Origin of the sequence: Pseudomonas sp. HMWF032, from assembly GCF_003060885.1 — a bacterium.
Lineage (GTDB): Bacteria > Pseudomonadota > Gammaproteobacteria > Pseudomonadales > Pseudomonadaceae > Aquipseudomonas.
Window position 1 is genome coordinate 23,407 of sequence record NZ_QAIG01000013.1, and the last position, 19,567, is coordinate 42,973.

A 19,567-nucleotide genomic window follows, 5' to 3' on the forward strand; every position below is an offset into this window, starting at 1 on the left:
GGTACTGCAATCTCTGTCGCCCGTGAAATGGATCTGCCTTTATCCATCCCCTCGGCCGCAACGGTGGATGTAAAAGGCGACATCCACCCTACAAATCAATCAGGCCGTAGGGTGGATCACGCTTTACCGATCCACCAAAACCGCCACACGCGTCAGCGATAAACCGGGTAATCGGCGCACAGCCCTGCCGCCAAGGTCGCCACCTGCGCCTCAACATCGGCATCGCCGAGGTGGTCAAGGATGTTGCAGATCCAACCGGCCAGCTCGATGCTCTGCGCTTCCTTGAAACCGCGTGTGGTAATCGCCGGGGTGCCGATACGCAGGCCCGAGGTGACAAACGGCGACTGCGGATCATTCGGCACGGCGTTCTTGTTGACCGTGATGCCGGCACGGCCCAGGGCGGCATCGGCGTCTTTGCCGGTCAGACCCTGACGGATCAGGCTGACCAGGAACAGGTGGTTGTCGGTGCCGCCGGAAACCACGTCGTAGCCGCGCTGGATAAACACCTTGGCCATGGCCTGCGCGTTTTTGATCACCTGTTCTTGGTAGTCCTTGAAACCCGGCTCCATGGCTTCCTTGAAGCACACCGCCTTGGCCGCGATCACATGCATCAGCGGGCCACCTTGGGCACCGGGGAAGACCGCCGCGTTAAGCTTTTTCTCGATCTCCGCATTGGCGCGAGCCAGGATCAAGCCACCACGCGGGCCGCGCAGGGTTTTGTGGGTGGTGGTGGTGACCACGTCGGCATACGGCAGCGGATTAGGGTACAGACCGGCGGCCACCAGACCGGCGACGTGGGCCATGTCGACAAACAGCAGCGCGCCGACCTTGTCGGCGATGGCACGGAAACGCGGGAAATCCAGGGTTTTCGAGTAGGCCGAGAAGCCGGCAACGATCATCTTCGGCTGGAACTCCACAGCCAGGCGCTCGACTTCGTCGTAATCGATCAGGCCGGTGGCGGTGTCGATGCCGTACTGCACGGCGTTGTACAGCTTGCCCGAGGACGACACCTTGGCACCGTGGGTCAGGTGGCCGCCGTGGGCCAGGCTCATGCCGAGGATGGTGTCGCCGGCATTGATCAGCGCCAGGTACACCGCGCTATTGGCCGATGAGCCCGAGTGCGGCTGGACGTTGGCGTAGTCGGCACCGAACAGCGCCTTGGCGCGGTCAATCGCCAACTGCTCGACCACATCGACATGCTCGCAACCGCCGTAGTAACGCTTGCCCGGATAGCCTTCGGCGTACTTGTTGGTCAGCCCGCTGCCTTGGGCCTGCATCACGCGCTTGCTGGTGTAATTCTCCGAGGCGATCAGCTCGATGTGGTGTTCCTGACGCGCCTCTTCGGCGCCCATGGCGCGGAGCAATTCATCGTCGTAGCCTTGAATCTGGTCGTGCTTGCTGAACATCGCGAATCTCCTGCGGCAGCCACTGCGGCGCATCTGGTCGATCGGGGAACGAACCCCAGTTGCCACCGATGGTATGACTCACCCCGCAGCGCCAGATGCCTAGGCGCGCCACGGGGGATTGCGTTTGCGACATGCACGCGTCGCAATTGCGTAGGCGAGCAGAAGACAGCACGTTGCGGCTTCGCTTGCATGGCCGAGGATGTCGCCCCCGTATCTGCACGCAGGCGTGACCGCGGATACAGTAGACGCATCCCAAACGGCTTAGCGTTAGCGCCCACAAGGAAGCTCCCATGCCCGATCTCTCGCAACAATTCGCCAGCGACAACTACTCCGGTATCTGCCCGGAAGCCTGGGCCGCCATGGCTGAAGCCAATCAGGGCCACCAGCGTGCGTACGGCGATGACGAGTGGACGGCGCGTGCCGCCGACCACTTCCGCCGCCTGTTTGAAACCGACTGCGAAGTGTTTTTCGCCTTTAACGGTACGGCGGCCAACTCCCTGGCCCTGGCGTCGTTGTGCCAGAGCTACCACAGCGTGATCTGCTCGGAGACCGCCCACGTCGAAACCGACGAATGCGGCGCGCCGGAGTTCTTCTCCAATGGCTCCAAACTGCTGCTGGCCAAGACCGAAAACGGCAAGCTGACCCCTGCAGCCATCCGCGACATTGCCCGCAAACGCCTGGACATCCACTACCCCAAGCCACGGGTGGTGACCCTGACTCAGGCCACGGAAGTCGGCACGGTCTACAGCCCCGATGAAGTGCGGGCGATCAGCGCGGTGTGCCGCGAACTGGGCCTGCACCTGCACATGGACGGCGCGCGCTTCTCCAATGCCTGCGCCTTTCTCGGCTGCAGCCCCGCCGAGCTGACCTGGAAAGCCGGTGTGGACGTGCTGTGTTTTGGTGGCACCAAGAACGGCATGGCGGTGGGTGAGGCGATTCTGTTCTTCAACAAGGACCTGGCGGTCGACTTCGACTACCGCTGCAAGCAGGCCGGTCAGCTGGCCTCGAAGATGCGCTACCTGTCCGCGCCCTGGGTCGGCATCCTGCAGAACGATGCCTGGCTGAAATACGCCCAGCACGCCAACCGCTGCGCGCAACTGCTCGCCGGACTGGTCAGTGATATTCCGGGGGTCAGCCTGATGTTCCCGGTGCAGGCCAACGGCGTGTTTTTGCAGATGTCGGAAGCCGCGCTGGAAACCTTGCGCGGCCAGGGCTGGCGCTTCTACACCTTTATCGGGGCCGGCGGCGCACGCTTTATGTGCTCCTGGGACACCGACGAAGCACGGGTGCGCCAGTTGGCGGGGGATATTCGTCAGGCGATGACGGCCAGCTAAGCAAGACGCTCACAGACGGCCGCTGACGCCTGCATCAGACCCTCAGGAAGGACGGGGAACCAGCGCGGGCAGCAAGGTGCGCGAGATCGCCTCACGCACATTCGGCAACAGCGTGGCGCTGCCACCCAGCAACTCCTCCACCAGCCTGCGCAGGGCCAGCGCGCGCTCCGGGCTGAGCCCGCTGACGGCATGCTCGCACGCCTGCTCGGCGGTGACGCCAGGTGGAATCGACAACCCCAGCGCCACCAGACGTTCGCGTAGGTCCTCCTGATCGATCAGGTCGGCGTGCATCATGATCCATTCCTCCAATGGTGGCGTGCTAGCGCAGCACGCCTTCTTCCAACAGCAACTTGAAGATAGCCTCGGCACCAGCCTGTGGCGAGACATCCTTGAGCACCTGCCCGCCGCCGCCCGACGCTTTGGCCGTAGCGGCTTTCATGCGTTCGGCGCCGGTCTTGGCCTTGATCACCTTAAGGCGTTTGGGCCGCGGTTTCGCCGGTTGTAATTGCGCGTTGGCAAACAGCGGGTCGGCCACCAGCGCCACCTCTTCAGCGGTCAACAGGCCCCGCCGCGCCGGGCCGAAGGCGCTTTGCCGGGCGATGGGCGCAGCGTTATCCACGCTGGCGACAAACGGCAACCGCACCTGCAAGCGCCGGCGCTGACCGCGCGGTAAGGCTTGCAGCACCTGCGCCACGCCATTGCTGACCTGCTCCACCGCCGCCAGCCCAACCACCAGCGGCCAGCCGAGGCGTTCCGCCAACAGGTAAGGCAACATGCCGGAACCTTCGCCGGTTTCCGCCTGGCTGCCGGTCAGCACCAACTGCGCGCTGGAGTCAGCCAGGTAGTCGGCGAGCACCGGCAGCGCATCGCTGTGCGCTGGCTGTTCAAAAATTTTGATCTGATTGAGGCCCATGCCCAGGTAAGCACGCAGTGCTTCCTGCTGGGGATCGCCGGCATGCAGCACCTGCAACCGCTCACCGGCCAGACGCAGCCCCAGCTCGACCGCGCGGGCATCCTGCTCGGCGCGGCGTGGCCGGCCTGAGGTGGGATGCGCTCCGACAGAAACCAGCGTAACGACCTGCAAATCAGTCATGGCGCAGCTCCGTAGGGTGGAAGACGCTGTTTTCTTTCACCATCGCGGTGTGGGCAAGGGTGGATGGGTGAAGCGTCATCCACCCTACTGTTTGGTTACGCCACATTGCGTTCTGCCCCCTGCCGGTAGGCTGCAACCAACTCAATCAATGCCTGCAAAATCGCGGCGGATTCGCCGATCACCGACAGATCAGCGCGTTTGATCATGTCGCAGGTTGGGTCGAGGTTGATCGCCACCACCTTGTCGCAGGCACCGATGCCTTGCAGGTGCTGGATCGCCCCGGAAATCCCCACCGCCACATACACCCGCGCGGTGACCCAGATGCCGGACGCGCCGACCTGGCGTTCACGGCCCATAAAGCCATCGTCCACCGCCACCCGTGAGGCGCCTTCGGTCGCGCCCAGCGCCGCAGCGGCCTGATGGAACAGCGCCCAGTCCTTCACGCCATTGCCGCCGGAGAGAATAAATTCGGCCTCGGCCATGGGGATCTGCGCGGGATCAACCGCCACCGCGCCCAAATCCTGAATCCGTGGCAAGTGGCTGACCAGCGCTTCACTGAGCGCCAGCGGCCGCACTTCATGGCGGGTTTCGCTGACCGGCTCGGCGCATTCCACCGCTGCCAGAATCAAGCGTGGCGCTTGTTGCACCAAATCTTCCCGTCCGGCCCCCGCACGCCCGCTGGCCATGCCCTCGGCCACCTGCCAAACCCGCGTGGCCGGGCGTTCGCCGAGCTTGGCAGCCAAGCGCCGACCCAGCTCACCACCACCGCTGCGACTGTCGGGCAGCAACCAGTGCCGCGGCGACAATTGCCGCTCCAGCGCACCGAGGGCCAGCACCCGCGCTTCCGGGGCGTAGCCGTCGAACGCGTCATCGGCGAACTGCAGCAGACGATCCACACCGTTGCTGTCGAAGGCGCTTTCCTTGTGTTCACCAAAGATCACCGCCACCACCGCGCCATCGCGACCGGCGAGCTTGTGCGCCAGGCCGAGCAGGTCCTTGTCATGGCTGCTCAGGCGGCCGCCGACCATGTCCGGCACCACGGCGATATAGAACGCCGGTTGCTCGATCACATGCAGCGGCAATTGCACCACGGCACTGGCCGTGCTGCGTTTCTGGCTACCGCCCTGTTGAGTGCCCGAGCGGTCGATGCGCTTAAGGCCATTGGGGCCGATAAAGCCGACGCCATGCGGGTTCTTACGGATGACACCATTTGGCCCCATCCAGCTGGATTCGACCTTCTGCAACGCAGCGTGCAGTGGGTGCAAGCGATTACGGGCAATCCACTCTGCGCGTGGATCACGGCGGATCAGGTCGCTCATGCACAGGACTCCGCGAGGTGTTGACGAAACCTAGGTTGGGTTGAGGCGCGCAGCGGCGAAGCCCAACACGCGTGCGCGAGAGAGAACATCGAGCCGCGCGCTACGTGCGCCCTGTTGGGCTTCGCTGCGCTCAACGCCAACCTACAACCGGCGTGTACCTTCATCACTGCACCTCCGCCCGCTCGGGTTTTACCTGCACAGGCTGCTTCGCCTCGACCACACCCTCGATCAATACATCGGCCACCAGCTCGGCAATGTCCTTGACCTCGGGGCGCGGGCCGACCACGCCTTCGAGCATCGCGGTGCACTGCGGGCAGCCCACGGCGACCAGCTCAGCGGCGGTCTCTTTGATATCGACCATGCGCATATCGGGAATCCGCTGCTTGCCGGGGATATCGGTGATTGGCGCACCGCCGCCACCGCCGCAGCAACGGGAACGGAAGCCCGAGCGCTGCATTTCCTTAACTTCGATGCCGATGGCATTCAGCACATTACGCGGCGCTTCGTACTCACCGTTGTAGCGGCCCAGGTAGCACGGGTCGTGGTAGGTGACCGAGCCGCCTTTGTGTTGGCCGAGGTTGAGTTTCTGGGCGCTGATCAGTTCATCCATATAGGTGCTGTGGTGCAGCACCGAATAGCGACCGCCCAGCTCGCCATATTCGTTTTTCAGCACATGGAAACTGTGCGGGTCGCAGGTGACGATGCGCGTGAACTGGTACTTGGCCAGGGTGGCGATATTGCGTTTGGCCAGCTGCTGGAAGGTCGCTTCATCACCCAGACGGCGCGCCACGTCGCCGCTGTCGCGTTCTTCCAGACCGAGCACAGCGAAGTCGACCTTGGCGGCTTTCAGCACTTTGACAAAGGCGCGCAGGGTGCGCTGGTTGCGCATGTCGAAGGCACCGTCGCCGACCCAGAACAGCACATCGACCTTCTGTTTGTCGCTCATCAGCGGCAGGTTCAAATCCGCTGCCCAGTTCAGCCGACCACCGGGGTTGAAGCCGCCGGGGTTGTCGGTGGCGATCAGGTTGTCCAACACCTCGGCGCCCTTGTTGGGCGTCGCGCCTTTTTCCAAGGTCAGATGGCGGCGCATGTCGACGATGGCATCGACGTGCTCGATCATCATCGGGCATTCCTCGACGCAGGCGCGGCAGGTGGTGCAGGACCACAGCGTCTCGGCATCGACCAGGGCCTTACCATGCAGATTGACGATGGGCAGATGGGGGCCGCCGCTGTGCTCGCCAATCGGCTTACCCGGATAAGGCGAACCGGCAAACTTGGCGTCGGTGCCACCGGCCAGGCCGACCACCATGTCTTGAATCAGCTTCTTCGGGTTCAGCGGCTGGCCGGCAGCAAAGGCCGGACAGGCCGCCTCGCACTTGCCGCACTGCACGCAGGCGTCGAAGCCGAGCAGCTGGTTCCAGGTGAAATCCGTAGGCTTTTCCACACCCAGCGGGGCTTTAGGATCGTCCAGATAGAGTGCCTTCAAGCCGGTCGAGCGACCACCGCCAAAGCGCTCTGAGCGGCGGTGCCAGGCCAGGTGCAGGGCACCGGCGAAGGCGTGTTTCATCGGCCCGCCCCAGGTCATGCCGAAGAACAGTTCGGACACACCCCAGGCCACGCCGACGGTCAGCAGCAGCGCCAGTACCCAGCCGCCAAAGCCATCCGGCAGGATGCCGGCAACAGGAAGCGTGGCGATAAAGAAGCTGCCGGCAAACATCAGCAGGCTTTTCGGCAAACGCATCCACGGGCCTTTCGACAGCCGTGACGGCGGGTCAAGACGACGCTTGGCGACAAACAGCGCGCCGCCGAACATCAGCGCGGTGGCCGCCAACAGCGCAAAGCCGAGGATGCGACTCTGCAGGCCAAACCCGTGCACCAGAATCGCCAGCACCGCCGCCAGGACAAAGCCGCCTGCCGTGGCCACGTGGGTGTTGGCAATGTATTTATCGCGTGCCACCACATGATGCAGATCAACCATATAGCGGCGTGGCATGGCCAGCAGGCCACCGAGCCAGTCGACCTGGGCCGGGCGACCGCGACGCCACATCAGAAAGCGTTTAATAGCCCCCATCACCGCCAACGCCAGCGCGGCGCACAACAGAATGGGCAGGATGGTGTTCAGCATGGCCGCACCCTTCAGATGATCCGTAGGGTGGATGGACGAAGCCATCCACCGTATTCAATGGCGCGCGACCTGCGGTGGATAAGCAGAGCGTTATCCACCCTACACAGGACACAGCGCTTCAGCCGTTAAGTGGCACCGAGGGATGAGCGAAGCGATCCCCCGAACCCTGATTTAGAAATCCTTACACAAGCGCAGCGCGTCATAGATCGCCGCGTGGGTGTTGCGCTGGGCCACGCAGTCGCCGATGCGGAACAGCAGGTAGCCGTCGCCCTTCTCAGCCAAACAAGGTTGCGGCTTGATCGCGAACAGCGCTTCCACATCGATCTGGCCCTTGTTGCGCGAGCCGTCCTTGAGGGCGTAGTAGAGGCGCTCATCCGGACGCACGCCGTTTTCCACCACCACCTGATCGACCACCCGCTCTTCTTTCGCGCCGGTGTATTCGTTCTCCAGCACCGCCACCAGCTTGTCGCCTTCGCGGTAGACCTTCTCCAGCATCAGGTCGCCGGTCATGATCACTTCTTTCGGGTACAGGCTGCGGTAATAGGTCGGGAAGCTGGTGCCGCCGATGGCCACGCCCGGTTTGATGTCGTCGGTGACGATCTCCACTTTCGCGCCCTTCTCGGCGATAAAGTCGGCCACCGACATGCCGGTGAACTCGCAGATGGTGTCGTAGACCAGCACGTTATGGCCGGGGGCTACCGTGCCATCGAGGATGTCCCAGCTGCTCACCACCAGGCCTTCCGCCGCGCCCCAGTGCTCGTTCTGCTCCAGAAACGGATGGCCGCCGTTGGCCAGCACGACGATATCCGGGCGCAGGTCGAGGATGCTCGCCTCGTCGGCACCGGTGCCCAGACGCAGGTCGATGTTCAGGCGCGCCAGCTCCAGCTGGAACCAGCGGGTGATGCCGGCCATCTGATCACGCTGCGGCGCTTTGGCGGCCAGGCTGATCTGCCCGCCGAGGCTGTCTTTCTTCTCAAACAAGGTCACGTCGTGGCCGCGCTCGGCAGCAACACGCGCCGCTTCCATCCCGGCCGGGCCGCCACCAACGATCACCACCTTGCGCTTGGGCCCCGTGGTTTTCTCGATGATATGCGGCAGGCCCATGTACTCGCGGCTGGTCGCGGCGTTCTGGATGCACAGCACGTCCAGGCCTTGATACTGGCGGTCGATGCAGTAGTTGGCACCGACGCACTGCTTGATCTGGTCGACCTGGCCCATCTTGATCTTGGCGATCAGGTGCGGGTCGGCGATATGCGCGCGGGTCATGCCGACCATGTCCACGTAGCCGCCTTCAAGAATGCGCGTGGCCTGATTCGGGTCTTTGATGTTCTGTGCATGCAGCACCGGCACCTTGACCACTTCCTTGATCCCGGCGGCCAGATGCAGGAAGGGCTCCGGCGGGTAGCTCATGTTCGGGATGACGTTGGCCAGGGTGTTGTGGGTGTCGCAGCCCGAGCCGACGACGCCGATAAAGTCGATCATGCCGGTGGCGTCGTAATAGGCCGCAATCTGCTTCATGTCCTCATGGGACAAGCCGTCGGGGTGGAATTCGTCGCCGCAGATGCGCATACCGACGCAGAAGTCGTCACCGACTTCCTTGCGCACGGCTTTGAGCACTTCCAGGCCGAACTTCATGCGGCCCTCAAAGGTGCCGCCCCATTCGTCAGTACGCTTGTTGACGCGCGGCGACCAGAACTGGTCGATCATGTGCTGGTGCACGGCGGACAGCTCAACGCCGTCCAGACCGCCTTCTTTGGCGCGGCGTGCAGCTTGTGCGTAGTTGCCGATCACCCGCCAGATTTCTTCGACCTCGATGGTCTTGCAGGTGGCGCGGTGCACCGGCTCGCGGATACCCGATGGCGACATCAGGGTCGGCCAGTGAAAGCCATCCCAACGCGAGCGACGGCCCATGTGGGTAATCTGGATCATGATCTTGGCGCCGTGCTTGTGCATGGCGTCGGCGAGATTCTGGAAGTGCGGAATGATCCGGTCGGTGGACAGGTTGACCGAACTCCACCACTGCTGCGGGCTATCGATGGCCACCACCGAGGAGCCACCGCAGATCGCCAGGCCGATGCCGCCCTTGGCCTTCTCTTCGTAGTACTGCACATACCGTTCAGTGGTCATGCCGCCGTCGGTGGCATACACCTCGGCGTGCGCAGTGCTGAGCACGCGGTTGCGGATGGTCAGCTTGCCGATTTGAATCGGCTGGAACATTGCCTCGAAAGCCATGGTGAGTGCTCCGCCTTACAGAGGTTTGACAGTGAACAGGCCATCGTCGTGGCCCTCTTCAGAACCGCCATAGACCTGCTCGGCCACGGTGCGCAGCGCGCTGCCCTGGGCCTGGAGAATCTGGTCCATGGCGCCGGCAAACCAGCCGGTGAACATGTAATCGACCTTGCGCCCGCACTTGCCGTAGACGTACACAAAGGCCGAGTGTTTGAGCTTCACCGAGGCGGTACCGGCGACCAGGTCGATGGCTTCGATCTCGAACAGCCCCCAGCCGCGTTGCGACAGGCGCTTCATGTAGTGCTTGAACACCGCCACGCCGGACAATCCGTGGCATTCGGCCTCTTTCTCACACCAGTGCCAGGCGGACTTGTAGCCAGCCTTGTAGAGGATCTCGGCATAGGCCTCAGCGCCCAATACCTCTTCGATACCGATGTGGTTGTTGACGAAGAAATGCCGCGGCACATACAGCATCGGCAGCGCGTCAGTGGTCCAGACGCCGGTTTCGTCGTCGACCTGGATAGGCATTTCGGGTGCGTGGGTGGCCATGTGTTCAGTGCTCCAGAATTCGTTTTCTTGCGTATTTGAAAGGTGCCGATGAATGCCTGTGGAGCCGTAGCGAGCACACCGAGAGCAAGGAGACCCGCAGCGACAAGCGAGAGCAGTACGCATGTACGGCGAGCTTGTCGCGAGGACGCAGCTAGCGGTGGGCGCAGTAGGCTCCGGAGGTATTCATCACTCGCCCCAGACGTCTGCCAGTACGCGCACCCAGTTCTCGCCCATGATCTTGCGCACCACGCGCTCGGAATGGCCGCGTTTGAGCAGGGTTTCGGTGAGGTTGGGGAATTCGCCGACGGTGCGGATGCCCAGCGGGTTGATGATCTTGCCGAAGCTGGTCAGGCGGCGGGCGTAGCCCTTGTCGTGGGTCAGGTACTCGAAGAAGTCCTGGCCGTGACCTTGGGTGAAATCGGTGCCGATGCCGATGGCGTCTTCGCCGACGATATTCATCACGTACTCGATGGCTTCGGCGTAGTCGTCGATGGTCGAGTCGATGCCTTTGGCCAGGAACGGCGCAAACATGGTCACGCCGACGAAGCCGCCGTGGTCGGCGATAAATTTCAGCTCGGCATCGGACTTATTGCGCGGGTGCTCTTTCAAGCCCGACGGCAGGCAGTGGGAATAGGTGACCGGCTTTTTCGATTCAAGGATGACTTCCTCGCTGGTCTTGCTGCCTACATGGGACAGGTCGCACATGATGCCGACGCGGTTCATCTCGGCAACGATCTCGCGGCCAAAGCCGGACAGCCCGCCGTCACGCTCGTAGCAACCGGTGCCAACCAGGTTCTGGGTGTTGTAGCAGAGCTGCACAATGCCCACGCCGAGCTGCTTGAACACCTCGACATAGCCAATCTGGTCCTCGAACGCATGGGCGTTCTGGAAGCCGAAGAGGATGCCGGTCTTGCCCTGCGCCTTGGCCGCACGAATGTCGGCAGTGCTGCGCACCGGCATCACCAGGTCGCTGTTTTCGCGGATCAACTTCTGGCTGGCGGCAATATTGTTCACCGTCGCCTGGAAGCCTTCCCACACCGACACGGTGCAGTTGGCGGCGGTCAGGCCGCCTTTGCGCATGTCCTCGAACAGGTCGCGGTTCCACTTGGCGATGATCAGCCCGTCAATAACGATGCTGTCGGCGTGTAATTCGGCTGGGCTCATCAGGCAGTCCCCTTTTTTAGCGGTGTCGCCAAACCCGTTGTTGGCGCTTTGGACTGAGCATATCCCTGGGGGCTCGGGCGACCCGGTGCAAAAGCGACCGGGGTATTGCCGAAAGCGTCAAAGCGGGGTCGCCTACGAGTAAGCCACCGAGCGAGCGCCCAACCGACTGCACGGCCTGGCGTGCGGAAAGGTCGCGAGAGGAAGGAAAACGAAACCGCAGAAAGCACAAAGGGGAGCCTAGGCTCCCCTCTAATTGGGTGTGTGCTTTATTTTTATTATTGGGCGACTGTTATTGTTGTTTTATCGCTGTTTGTTGCGTCATCGCTTTCGGTGATTCCAAGTGGAACCAAGGGCAAACGTATTTTTTTGGGTACTGATACAGCAATCGCCATTGCCAAAACCCCTGCAATGATCCAACCGGCACACCGAGCTACCTCAAGGTAGTTTTATTCTTTTCGGCCTGGTTGCGGGAAAACCCGAATCACATACCCTTTCCAAAAAAATCTGTTTGCGACTCGTGGGTACTCTTGTTTTTGTTGTGCCTTGAGTCGGTACGATAGTTCTGCTGATGTTTGTTATTGTTTTTGTGCAGGAAACAAAGCATTCAGCGTGCCAACTTTAAAAATAACTTATAAATCAATGCGATATGGAAATGCCAGGCAGCAAAACTGACACAAGCAGTCACCATTCTGGGGTGCTGCTACTCGTTTGTGTTCCCGTTGCTGGCTGAGCGGTAACACTTGTGCGCAGGTAATGGCGCACATTGGCGGGGCTAAAAAAATGCCCGCAGCAGACTGCGGGCAACAAAGTGGCCATGAAGGCCTCAGTGTGGAGCCGTTCCGGCGGGCGACCAACCCGCCAGCTCCGTTACTCGGCGGCAACCCCTTTCAGGTAAGGCGCTGGCGCCGCGCCAAGGTTGTTGAGCACGCGCTCGCTGTACCAGTCGATAAAGTTGACCACGCCAAACTCGTAGGTCTTCGAGTACGGGCCGGGCTGGTAGGCGGTGGAGTTGATGCCACGCTGGTTTTCTTCGGCCAGGCGACGGTCCTGGTCGTTGGTCGCGTCCCACACCTGGCGCAGGCGGGCCACGTCGTAATCGACACCTTCCACGGCATCCTTGTGCACCAGCCATTTGGTGGTGACCATGGTTTCCTGGGCGCTGATCGGCCAGACGGTGAAGACAATCATGTGATCGCCCATGCAGTGGTTCCACGAGTGCGGCAGGTGCAGGATGCGCATCGAGCCGAGGTCCGGGTCGGTGATGCGGCCCATCAGTTTCTTGCAGCCTTGCTTGCCGTCCATGGTCATCGACACAGTGCCCTTGAGCAACGGCATGCGCACGATGCGGTTGCGCAGACCGAAGCTGGAATGGGCGTAGGGAATGTTGTCTTTGTCCCAGCGCCCCGTGCATTCGGCCACCTGATCCTTGAACGCCTGAGTGGCGCGCGGGTCGGTGACGTCATCCCACTCCAACAAGGTATTGAGCAGTTCCGGGTGCGAACCGTTGCAGTGGTAGCACTCGCGGTTGTTCTCCATCACCAGCTTCCAGTTGGCTTTTTCCATCAAGGTGGTTTGCACCGCCACCTTGGTGTTTTCCATGTCGTAGGGCTCCATATAGTGAGCCAGGGTGCTGAGGAATTCGTCGATGGCCGGCGGGTTCTCCGCCAGGGAGATAAAGATATAGCCGCCTGCCACCTTGCAGTTGACCGGTTTCAGGCTGTAGTCCTTGAGGTCGAAATCCGCGCCCATTTCGGTGCCGGCGAACAGCAGGCGACCGTCAAGTTCGTAGGTCCACTGGTGATAAGGACAGACCAGCTTGGCCACCTTGCCTTTGTCACTGGTGCACAGACGCGAACCCCGGTGACGACACACGTTATGGAACGCATGCACCACGCCATCGGCACCGCGAATCACCATGATCGGGTTGTCGCCAATCTGCAGGGTGAGGAAGTTGCCCTTGGCCGGGATCTCGCAGGTCATGCCGGCGATCAGCCATTCCTTGTGGAAGATCTCCTGCATGTCGATCTTGAACAGGCGCTCATCGCTGTAGAAGGGTTGCGGCAGCGAGAAGGTGCGCTCGCGGCTTTGCAGCATTTCGGCGGTGGCCTTGCGTGCGGGCTCCAGCGGGTCGCCCAGGCTCAGGGGGGAAGTGACGTCCATCGGTTACTCCTCAATGGCCGTCGCCTGCGACGACGGCCGTAAAAGTGGCTAATTCAGCAGGGGTCTGCTGACCCTCACGCAAGGTGGCGGCATGGCCCCGCTCGGCGCCTGCCGAGGGCGCGTGCGTGATCGGGGCATTCGCTCTTAACCTTATAATTCGGCTGGTTTTCAGTGTGGCGCTGAGGCAGGGCCAAACCTTATCCATGGACGACATGGTCACATCCGTTTCCGACGCGACACACCCCGCACCATGGGCCAGGTCGCGATAAGCATGTAAATGTCGCTGACAGATAAATGAGCGCGTCGGTCGATGCGCACAATCGATTTCAACAGGCCTGCCAACGGGCCGCTGTGCGCGAGAAAAGCCATGTCCAACGACTTCCTCAACCCCGTCACCACACAGACTTGGAGCAATGGCCGCCATTTGGTGCGCTGCGTCAAAGTCATCCAGGAAACCTGGGACGTGCGCACCTTCTGCTTTATGGCCGACCAGCCGGTGTTGTTCTTCTTCAAGCCGGGGCAGTTCGTCACCCTGGAACTGGAAATCGAAGGCCAGCCGGTGATGCGCTCCTACACCATCTCCAGCTCGCCGTCGGTGCCCTACAGTTTCTCCATCACCATCAAGCGCGTGCCCGGCGGCAAGGTTTCCAACTGGCTGCATGACAATCTGCAGGAAGGTCAGGAACTGCCGGTACACGGCCCGGTCGGGCTGTTCAATGCCATCGATTTCCCCGCCGAGAAGGTGCTTTACCTTAGCGGCGGCGTCGGCATCACGCCGGTGATGTCGATGGCGCGCTGGTTCTACGACACCAACGCCAATGTCGACATGGTGTTCGTGCACAGCGCACGCTCGCCGAAGGACATCATCTACCACCGCGAGCTGGAACACATGGCCGCGCGGATCAGCAACTTCAGCCTGCACCTGATCTGTGAAAAGCACGGCCTGGGCGAGGCCTGGGCCGGTTATCGCGGCTACCTCAACCAGAAGATGCTCGAGCTGATTGCCCCGGATTATCTCGAGCGGGAAATCTTCTGCTGCGGCCCGACGCCCTACATGAGCGCGGTCAAGCGCCTGCTTGAAGCCAACCAGTTCGACATGGCGCATTACCACGAAGAGGCCTTCGGCCCGACACCGCCCGAGGTGCGTGCCGAGGTCAAGGAACTGGCTGCAGAAGCTGCCGTAGCGCCCCCCGTACCCGCCGCCGAACAGCATCAGGTGGCGTTCACCAGCACCGGCAAGAGCATCCGCGTCGACCCGGGCGAAACCGTCCACGCCGCCGCCGCCAAACTTGGCCTGCACATCCCCAAAGCCTGCGGCATGGGCATCTGCGGCACCTGCAAAGTGCTGAAAACCGCCGGCGAAGTGAGCATGGAACACAACGGCGGCATTACCGACGACGACGTCGCTGAGGGTTACATCCTCTCCTGCTGCAGCGTGCCGCAGGGCGATGTGGCGATCGAGTACTGAGCAACGCGTATCGACCACCACGCATGCAGCAAAACGCCGCACTCGCCTTCAAGGCCAGTGCGGCGTTTTTGTTTTGTGGGAGGGGCTGGGCGGCACTCCGCTTTAGCCGCGACGAGCGATTAAAAGCTCGCCGCTAAAGCGCCTCCCACCCTACGCTCTCGACTCAGAACCTCAAGTTCTCGCGAGCTAGAGCCATACAAGGCGCTACGTTAGTAACAGCCTCCGGCGGGTCAAAACAGGCGAGGAGCGGAGTGTACTTTTGTACATGAGCATTACTCGTTTCACTCGCCCTTCGGATCGCGCTAAAGCGCGTTAGCCACAAGCGGCTTTCCGAGTCTGTTTTTAACGCCGTAGGGCCGACGCGCAGCAGATCGTAAACAGACTCTTAAAGCCTGACGCTGGCAAACGTCGACTCCCCCTGCGCACGCGTCAACGCGGCCATGGCCGAGGACGTTGAAGGGCGCATCAGGTCTTCCGGCATCGGCAGCAGTGCCACCACATTACTGCCCTGCTGACCGGCGCGCTCGTCGCGGGGCGGGATGCCGAAGTATTCGCGGTAGCACTTGGAGAAATGCGGGGTGGAGACAAAGCCGCACACCGAGGCCACTTCGATGATCGACATGCTGGTCTGCTTGAGCAGCTGCCGCGCACGGATCAGCCGCAGCTTGAGGTAGTAGCGCGACGGCGAGCAGTGCAGGTATTTCTGGAACAGGCGCTCCAGCTGGCGGCGCGACACATCGACATACAGCGCCAGCTGATCGAGGTCGATCGGCTCCTCCAGGTTGGCTTCCATCAGCGCAACGATTTCCTGCAGCTTCGGCTGGTTGGTGCCGAGCATGTGCTTGAGCGGCACGCGCTGGTGATCCTGCTCGTTGCGGATGCGTTCGTAGATAAACATCTCGGAGATCGCCGCTGCCAGTTCGCGGCCATGCTCGCGGCCGATCACGTGCAGCATCATGTCCATCGGTGCGGTGCCGCCGGAGCTGGTGTGGCGGTTGCGGTCAATCGAGAACAGGCGGGTACTGACGCCGGCGCGGGGGAAGGCTTCCTGCATCGAGGCCAAACACTCCCAGTGCACGCTGCAATCGAAACCGTCGAGCAGCCCGGCCTTGGCCAGCGCCCAGCTGCCGGTGCACACCGCGCCCAGTTGTGCACCATGACGCGCCTGGCTCTGCAACCACTGCACATGCTCGCGGGTGACGCTGTGCTGGATGTCCACGCCACCGCAGACGATCACTGCATCCAGGCGCGGCGCGTTGCTCAGGCCTGCGTCCGGGGTAATCTGCAGACCATCACTGGCGCAGACGGGTTGACCGCTCTGGCTGAGGGTGTGCCAACGGTAAAGCTCCTTGCCGGACAGCTGGTTGGCCATGCGCAGCGGCTCGACGGCCGACGCCAGGGAAATCAGGGTGAAGTTGTCGAGCAGGAGAAAGCCGATGGATTGCGGAGCACGGCTCTGGGGTTGTGCCCCTTGAGTGAACTGTGACATCAGGTAAACCCTCACGCGAAGCAAAGCACGGTAGTGAGCCCCTCTGTAGGGTGGCTCTTCTTATGATTCTGGGACTGCATGGCACCAGACTGACAGGCTGCATAACGCAAAGGCCGTGCCTAAATTGATTGGGCGTTCAATTAAAAATATCAGCCGTTACCCAAGGCTAGTGCCACTAGGCGTTGGCAGGAGCGACAGAAGCATTCTGATTACGACCGTAAACGCCCGGTCGGCGGGCGCTTGAGCATTTCGGTAGCACTGCCGAGCAGGTGCTTTGTCACCCCGCTACGCAGAGTAAAAACAGTGCGGTAACGGACCAACGGTCAGGCCGTATTCAGCAGCGCTGCATTGCCCTTTTCCGCCGCGCCGAACAGCCACGCACCATAATTGAGCGCGACACGCTGTACGCACTCAATTGGACACGCCGCCCTCGCCGCGAGGGCGGCCGCAGAATCACCGCCTCAGCATTCCACCGCGCTCACTGCCAGCCCGCCGCGCGAGGTTTCCTTGTACTTGTCATGCATGTCGGCGCCGGTGTCGCGCATGGTACGGATCACCCGATCCAGCGAGATAAAGTGCTCACCGTCGCCGCGCAGGGCCATCTGCGCGGCGTTGATTGCCTTCACTGCAGCAATCGCGTTGCGCTCGATGCATGGCACCTGCACCAGACCACCGACCGGGTCGCAGGTCAGGCCAAGGTTGTGCTCCAGGCCGATCTCGGCGGCGTTCTCCACCTGACCCGGCGTCGCACCGAGAATTTCCGCCAACCCGGCCGCCGCCATGGCGCAGGCTGAACCAACCTCACCCTGACAACCGACTTCTGCGCCGGAGATGGATGCGTTTTTCTTGCACAGAATGCCGATGGCCGCTGCTGCCAGCAGGTAGTCGACCACATGGGCCTCACTGACCGCCGGACTGAAGCGCACGTAATAATGCAGCACGGCCGGAATGATCCCGGCCGCACCATTGGTCGGCGCGGTGACCATGCGCCCGCCGGCGGCGTTTTCCTCATTCACCGCCAGGGCAAACAGGTTGACCCACTCCATGCCGCTGAGCGTGGAGCCGATCACGTTGGGTTTACTCATTTCCTGCAAGCTGCGGTGCAGCTTGGCAGCGCGGCGTTTGACGTTGAGTCCGCCGGGCAAGATGCCCTCATGCTTCAGGCCCTGCTCGACGCAGTCACGCATCGCCTGCCACAGGCGCATCAGCCCGCTGCGGATCTCCGCCTCACTGCGCCAGGCTTTTTCATTGGCCATCATCAGTTCGGAGACGCGCAGACCGTGCTGCTGGCAGAGCTGTAACAGTTGCTCAGCGCTATCGAAGTCGTACGGCAACGCGGTGTGATCCTGATCCAGTTGGCCGCTGGCGGCCTGCTCGGCGTCCACCACAAAACCGCCGCCCACCGAGTAATAGGTGTTTTCGTGCAGCAGGTTGCCATCGGCGGCAAAGGCACTGAGGGTCATGGCGTTGGGGTGATAGGGCAGGTTTTCGTCGAGCAGCAGCATGTCACGCGCCCAGTCGAAGGCGATGCTGACGCGCCCGCCAAGTAACAATTGGCCGCTGGCCAACAGGTCCGCAATACGTGGTTCGATCGTGCTCGGATCGACCAGATCTGGCCACTCGCCCATCAGCCCCATGATCACCGCGCGGTCGCTGCCATGGCCAACACCGGTGGCCGACAGCGAACCATACAGGCGTACCTGCAAGCGTGCCGTGCGCTCCAGCAGGCGCCGCTCGCCCAGTGCAGCGCTGAACAGCGCCGCCGCCCGCATCGGCCCGACGGTATGCGAACTGGACGGCCCGATGCCGATCTTGAACAAGTCAAACACGCTGATAGCCACGACACTCTCCTGCACTGATGCTACGTACAGGCCATGATCAGGATTTCGCTAGCAGGCCGTCACCTCACACCGACCCGCCCATGCCTAAATCCGTCAGCGCACCTGCCACATGGCGAGCGGTCGCAGCGCCGCTAACAGCTTCCCACCTTCAACCGCCGCCGCAGCCAATCACGACAGCAGCGTTCTAGTTGCGACTTCACGCATAGGCAGCGGAGGAAATCTGTCGGCATGATCGCCGCGCCCATGGACCGGCAAGCCGCTGCTCGCCCTGCCCACCCCGTGGCCGACTGCATGCCTTCACAGGCGCGCCCTGCCACCGTAATCGGGAGAGGCTTGATGACACTGAATATGCGCGGCTGCCTGCTGGCGGCTGCTCTGAGCACACCACTCATGGCCCAGGCCGTGGAACCGGCGCAATGCGACGTGATCCGCTTCGCCGATGTCGGCTGGACCGACATCACCGTGACCACCGCCGTCACCCGCCAGGTACTCAGCGACCTTGGCTACCGCACCCAGGTTAAACGCCTGTCCGTGCCGGACACCTACCAGGCCATGCAGGATGGCAAGATCGATGTATTCCTCGGCAACTGGATGCCGAGCATGGAAAACGACATCAAGCCCTACGCCGCCAACGGCTCGGTAAAGACACTCGGCGCCAACCTTATCGGTGCCAAATACACCCTGGCGGTGAATCAGGCGGCCTATGACGGCGGCGTAAAAAACTTCGCCGATCTTGCGCGCTTCAGTAAAGAATTGGGCAACAAGGTGTACGGTATCGAACCGGGCAACGACGGCAACAAGCTGATCCAGCAGATGATCGACAAGAACGCGTTCGGCCTGCAAGGCTTCAGCCTGGTGGAATCCAGCGAGAACGGCATGCTGGCCCAGGTCAAACGCGCTGAGCACCTCAAACAGTGGGTGGTGTTTCTCGGCTGGGCGCCGCACCCGATGAACAACCAGTTGCAACTGTATTACCTGGATGGTGGCGATGAGTTCTTCGGCCCCAATTATGGCGGCGCCACGGTCTACACCAATGTGCGTGCCGGCCTTGGCGAGCAGTGCCCGAACGTAATCCGACTGCTGCAGAACCTGCGTTTCAGCCTGGAGATGGAAAGCCACCTGATGGGCGCGATCCTGAATAAGAACACCAACCCGCGGCGCGAGGCCAAAGCCTGGCTGAAGGCCAATCCGCAGGTGCTGGCCAGCTGGCTGCAGGGCGTCAAACAACGCGACGGACAACTGCCCAAAGCGCCGCCGAGCCTTGCCGCAAATGACTGATTTACAGTTTTCTCGATCACGCCACAGCCCACGGGTCATCCTGGTTGTGGCCGACTCAACGATGGCAAACCAGACCCGGCGCGGCTTGCAGCCTTGGCCAGGGGGCAAAAAA

At 62.0% G+C, this 19,567-nt stretch carries 14 protein-coding genes; 3 read left to right on the plus strand and 11 right to left on the minus strand.

The window, feature by feature from the left end; all coding sequences use genetic code 11:
- Positions 1–152 precede the first annotated feature (152 nt).
- On the minus strand, positions 153–1,406 hold the full coding sequence (gene glyA, locus DBR00_RS17790) for a serine hydroxymethyltransferase (protein WP_108489270.1): 1,254 nt from the start codon (positions 1,404–1,406) through the stop codon (positions 153–155).
- A gap of 290 nt (positions 1,407–1,696) precedes the next feature.
- On the opposite strand from glyA, the gene DBR00_RS17795 reads away from it, so the two are divergent.
- Positions 1,697–2,740: a low specificity L-threonine aldolase gene (locus DBR00_RS17795; RefSeq protein ID WP_108538092.1), complete on the plus strand. Its 1,044-nt coding sequence runs from the start codon at positions 1,697–1,699 to the stop codon at positions 2,738–2,740.
- Positions 2,741–2,782: 42 nt separating this feature from the next.
- Here the strand turns inward: DBR00_RS17795 and DBR00_RS17800 are convergent, their stop codons facing one another.
- From DBR00_RS17800 to gbcA, 8 genes are all read right to left on the minus strand, one after another.
- Positions 2,783–3,034 carry a hypothetical protein gene (locus DBR00_RS17800; RefSeq protein ID WP_090254976.1) on the minus strand — a complete coding sequence of 84 codons (252 nt, stop codon included), beginning with the start codon at positions 3,032–3,034 and terminating at the stop codon, positions 2,783–2,785.
- Positions 3,035–3,059: 25 nt separating this feature from the next.
- Positions 3,060–3,833, minus strand: a complete 774-nt coding sequence (locus DBR00_RS17805) for an electron transfer flavoprotein subunit beta (RefSeq protein WP_108488764.1) — start codon at positions 3,831–3,833, stop codon at positions 3,060–3,062.
- 95 nt (positions 3,834–3,928) lie between these two features.
- Positions 3,929–5,152: an electron transfer flavoprotein subunit alpha/FixB family protein gene (locus DBR00_RS17810; RefSeq protein ID WP_108538093.1), complete on the minus strand. Its 1,224-nt coding sequence runs from the start codon at positions 5,150–5,152 to the stop codon at positions 3,929–3,931.
- A gap of 163 nt (positions 5,153–5,315) precedes the next feature.
- Positions 5,316–7,277: a dimethylglycine demethylation protein DgcB gene (gene dgcB / locus DBR00_RS17815; protein WP_108538110.1), complete on the minus strand. Its 1,962-nt coding sequence runs from the start codon at positions 7,275–7,277 to the stop codon at positions 5,316–5,318.
- A gap of 171 nt (positions 7,278–7,448) precedes the next feature.
- Positions 7,449–9,509: a dimethylglycine demethylation protein DgcA gene (gene dgcA / locus DBR00_RS17820; protein WP_108489801.1), complete on the minus strand. Its 2,061-nt coding sequence runs from the start codon at positions 9,507–9,509 to the stop codon at positions 7,449–7,451.
- Positions 9,510–9,524: 15 nt separating this feature from the next.
- The gene (locus DBR00_RS17825; RefSeq protein ID WP_108489802.1) at positions 9,525–10,055 is read right to left on the minus strand and encodes a DUF5943 domain-containing protein; all 531 of its coding nucleotides are present in this window, start codon (positions 10,053–10,055) and stop codon (positions 9,525–9,527) included.
- 186 nt (positions 10,056–10,241) lie between these two features.
- Positions 10,242–11,219 (minus strand): dipeptidase, encoded by a 978-nt coding sequence (locus tag DBR00_RS17830; RefSeq protein ID WP_108489803.1) that lies wholly within the window; start codon positions 11,217–11,219, stop codon positions 10,242–10,244.
- Between the two features lie 867 nt (positions 11,220–12,086).
- Positions 12,087–13,379, minus strand: coding sequence for a glycine-betaine demethylase subunit GbcA (gene gbcA / locus DBR00_RS17835; RefSeq protein WP_108489804.1), 1,293 nt, complete (start codon positions 13,377–13,379; stop codon positions 12,087–12,089).
- Between the two features lie 367 nt (positions 13,380–13,746).
- Here gbcA and gbcB point away from each other — a divergent pair, with 367 nt between their 5' ends.
- Positions 13,747–14,847 carry a glycine-betaine demethylase subunit GbcB gene (gene gbcB, locus DBR00_RS17845; RefSeq protein ID WP_108489806.1) on the plus strand — a complete coding sequence of 367 codons (1,101 nt, stop codon included), beginning with the start codon at positions 13,747–13,749 and terminating at the stop codon, positions 14,845–14,847.
- A gap of 385 nt (positions 14,848–15,232) precedes the next feature.
- Here gbcB and DBR00_RS17850 read toward each other — a convergent pair whose 3' ends face one another.
- Positions 15,233–16,336: a GlxA family transcriptional regulator gene (locus tag DBR00_RS17850; RefSeq protein WP_108489807.1), complete on the minus strand. Its 1,104-nt coding sequence runs from the start codon at positions 16,334–16,336 to the stop codon at positions 15,233–15,235.
- Between the two features lie 461 nt (positions 16,337–16,797).
- Entirely contained in the window at positions 16,798–18,177 is a 1,380-nt protein-coding gene (locus DBR00_RS17855; protein WP_108489808.1) for an L-serine ammonia-lyase, read from the minus strand.
- A gap of 348 nt (positions 18,178–18,525) precedes the next feature.
- Between DBR00_RS17855 and DBR00_RS17860 the strand changes: the two genes are divergently transcribed.
- Positions 18,526–19,455 carry a choline ABC transporter substrate-binding protein gene (locus DBR00_RS17860; RefSeq protein ID WP_108489810.1) on the plus strand — a complete coding sequence of 310 codons (930 nt, stop codon included), beginning with the start codon at positions 18,526–18,528 and terminating at the stop codon, positions 19,453–19,455.
- The last annotated feature ends 112 nt before the right edge of the window (positions 19,456–19,567 follow it).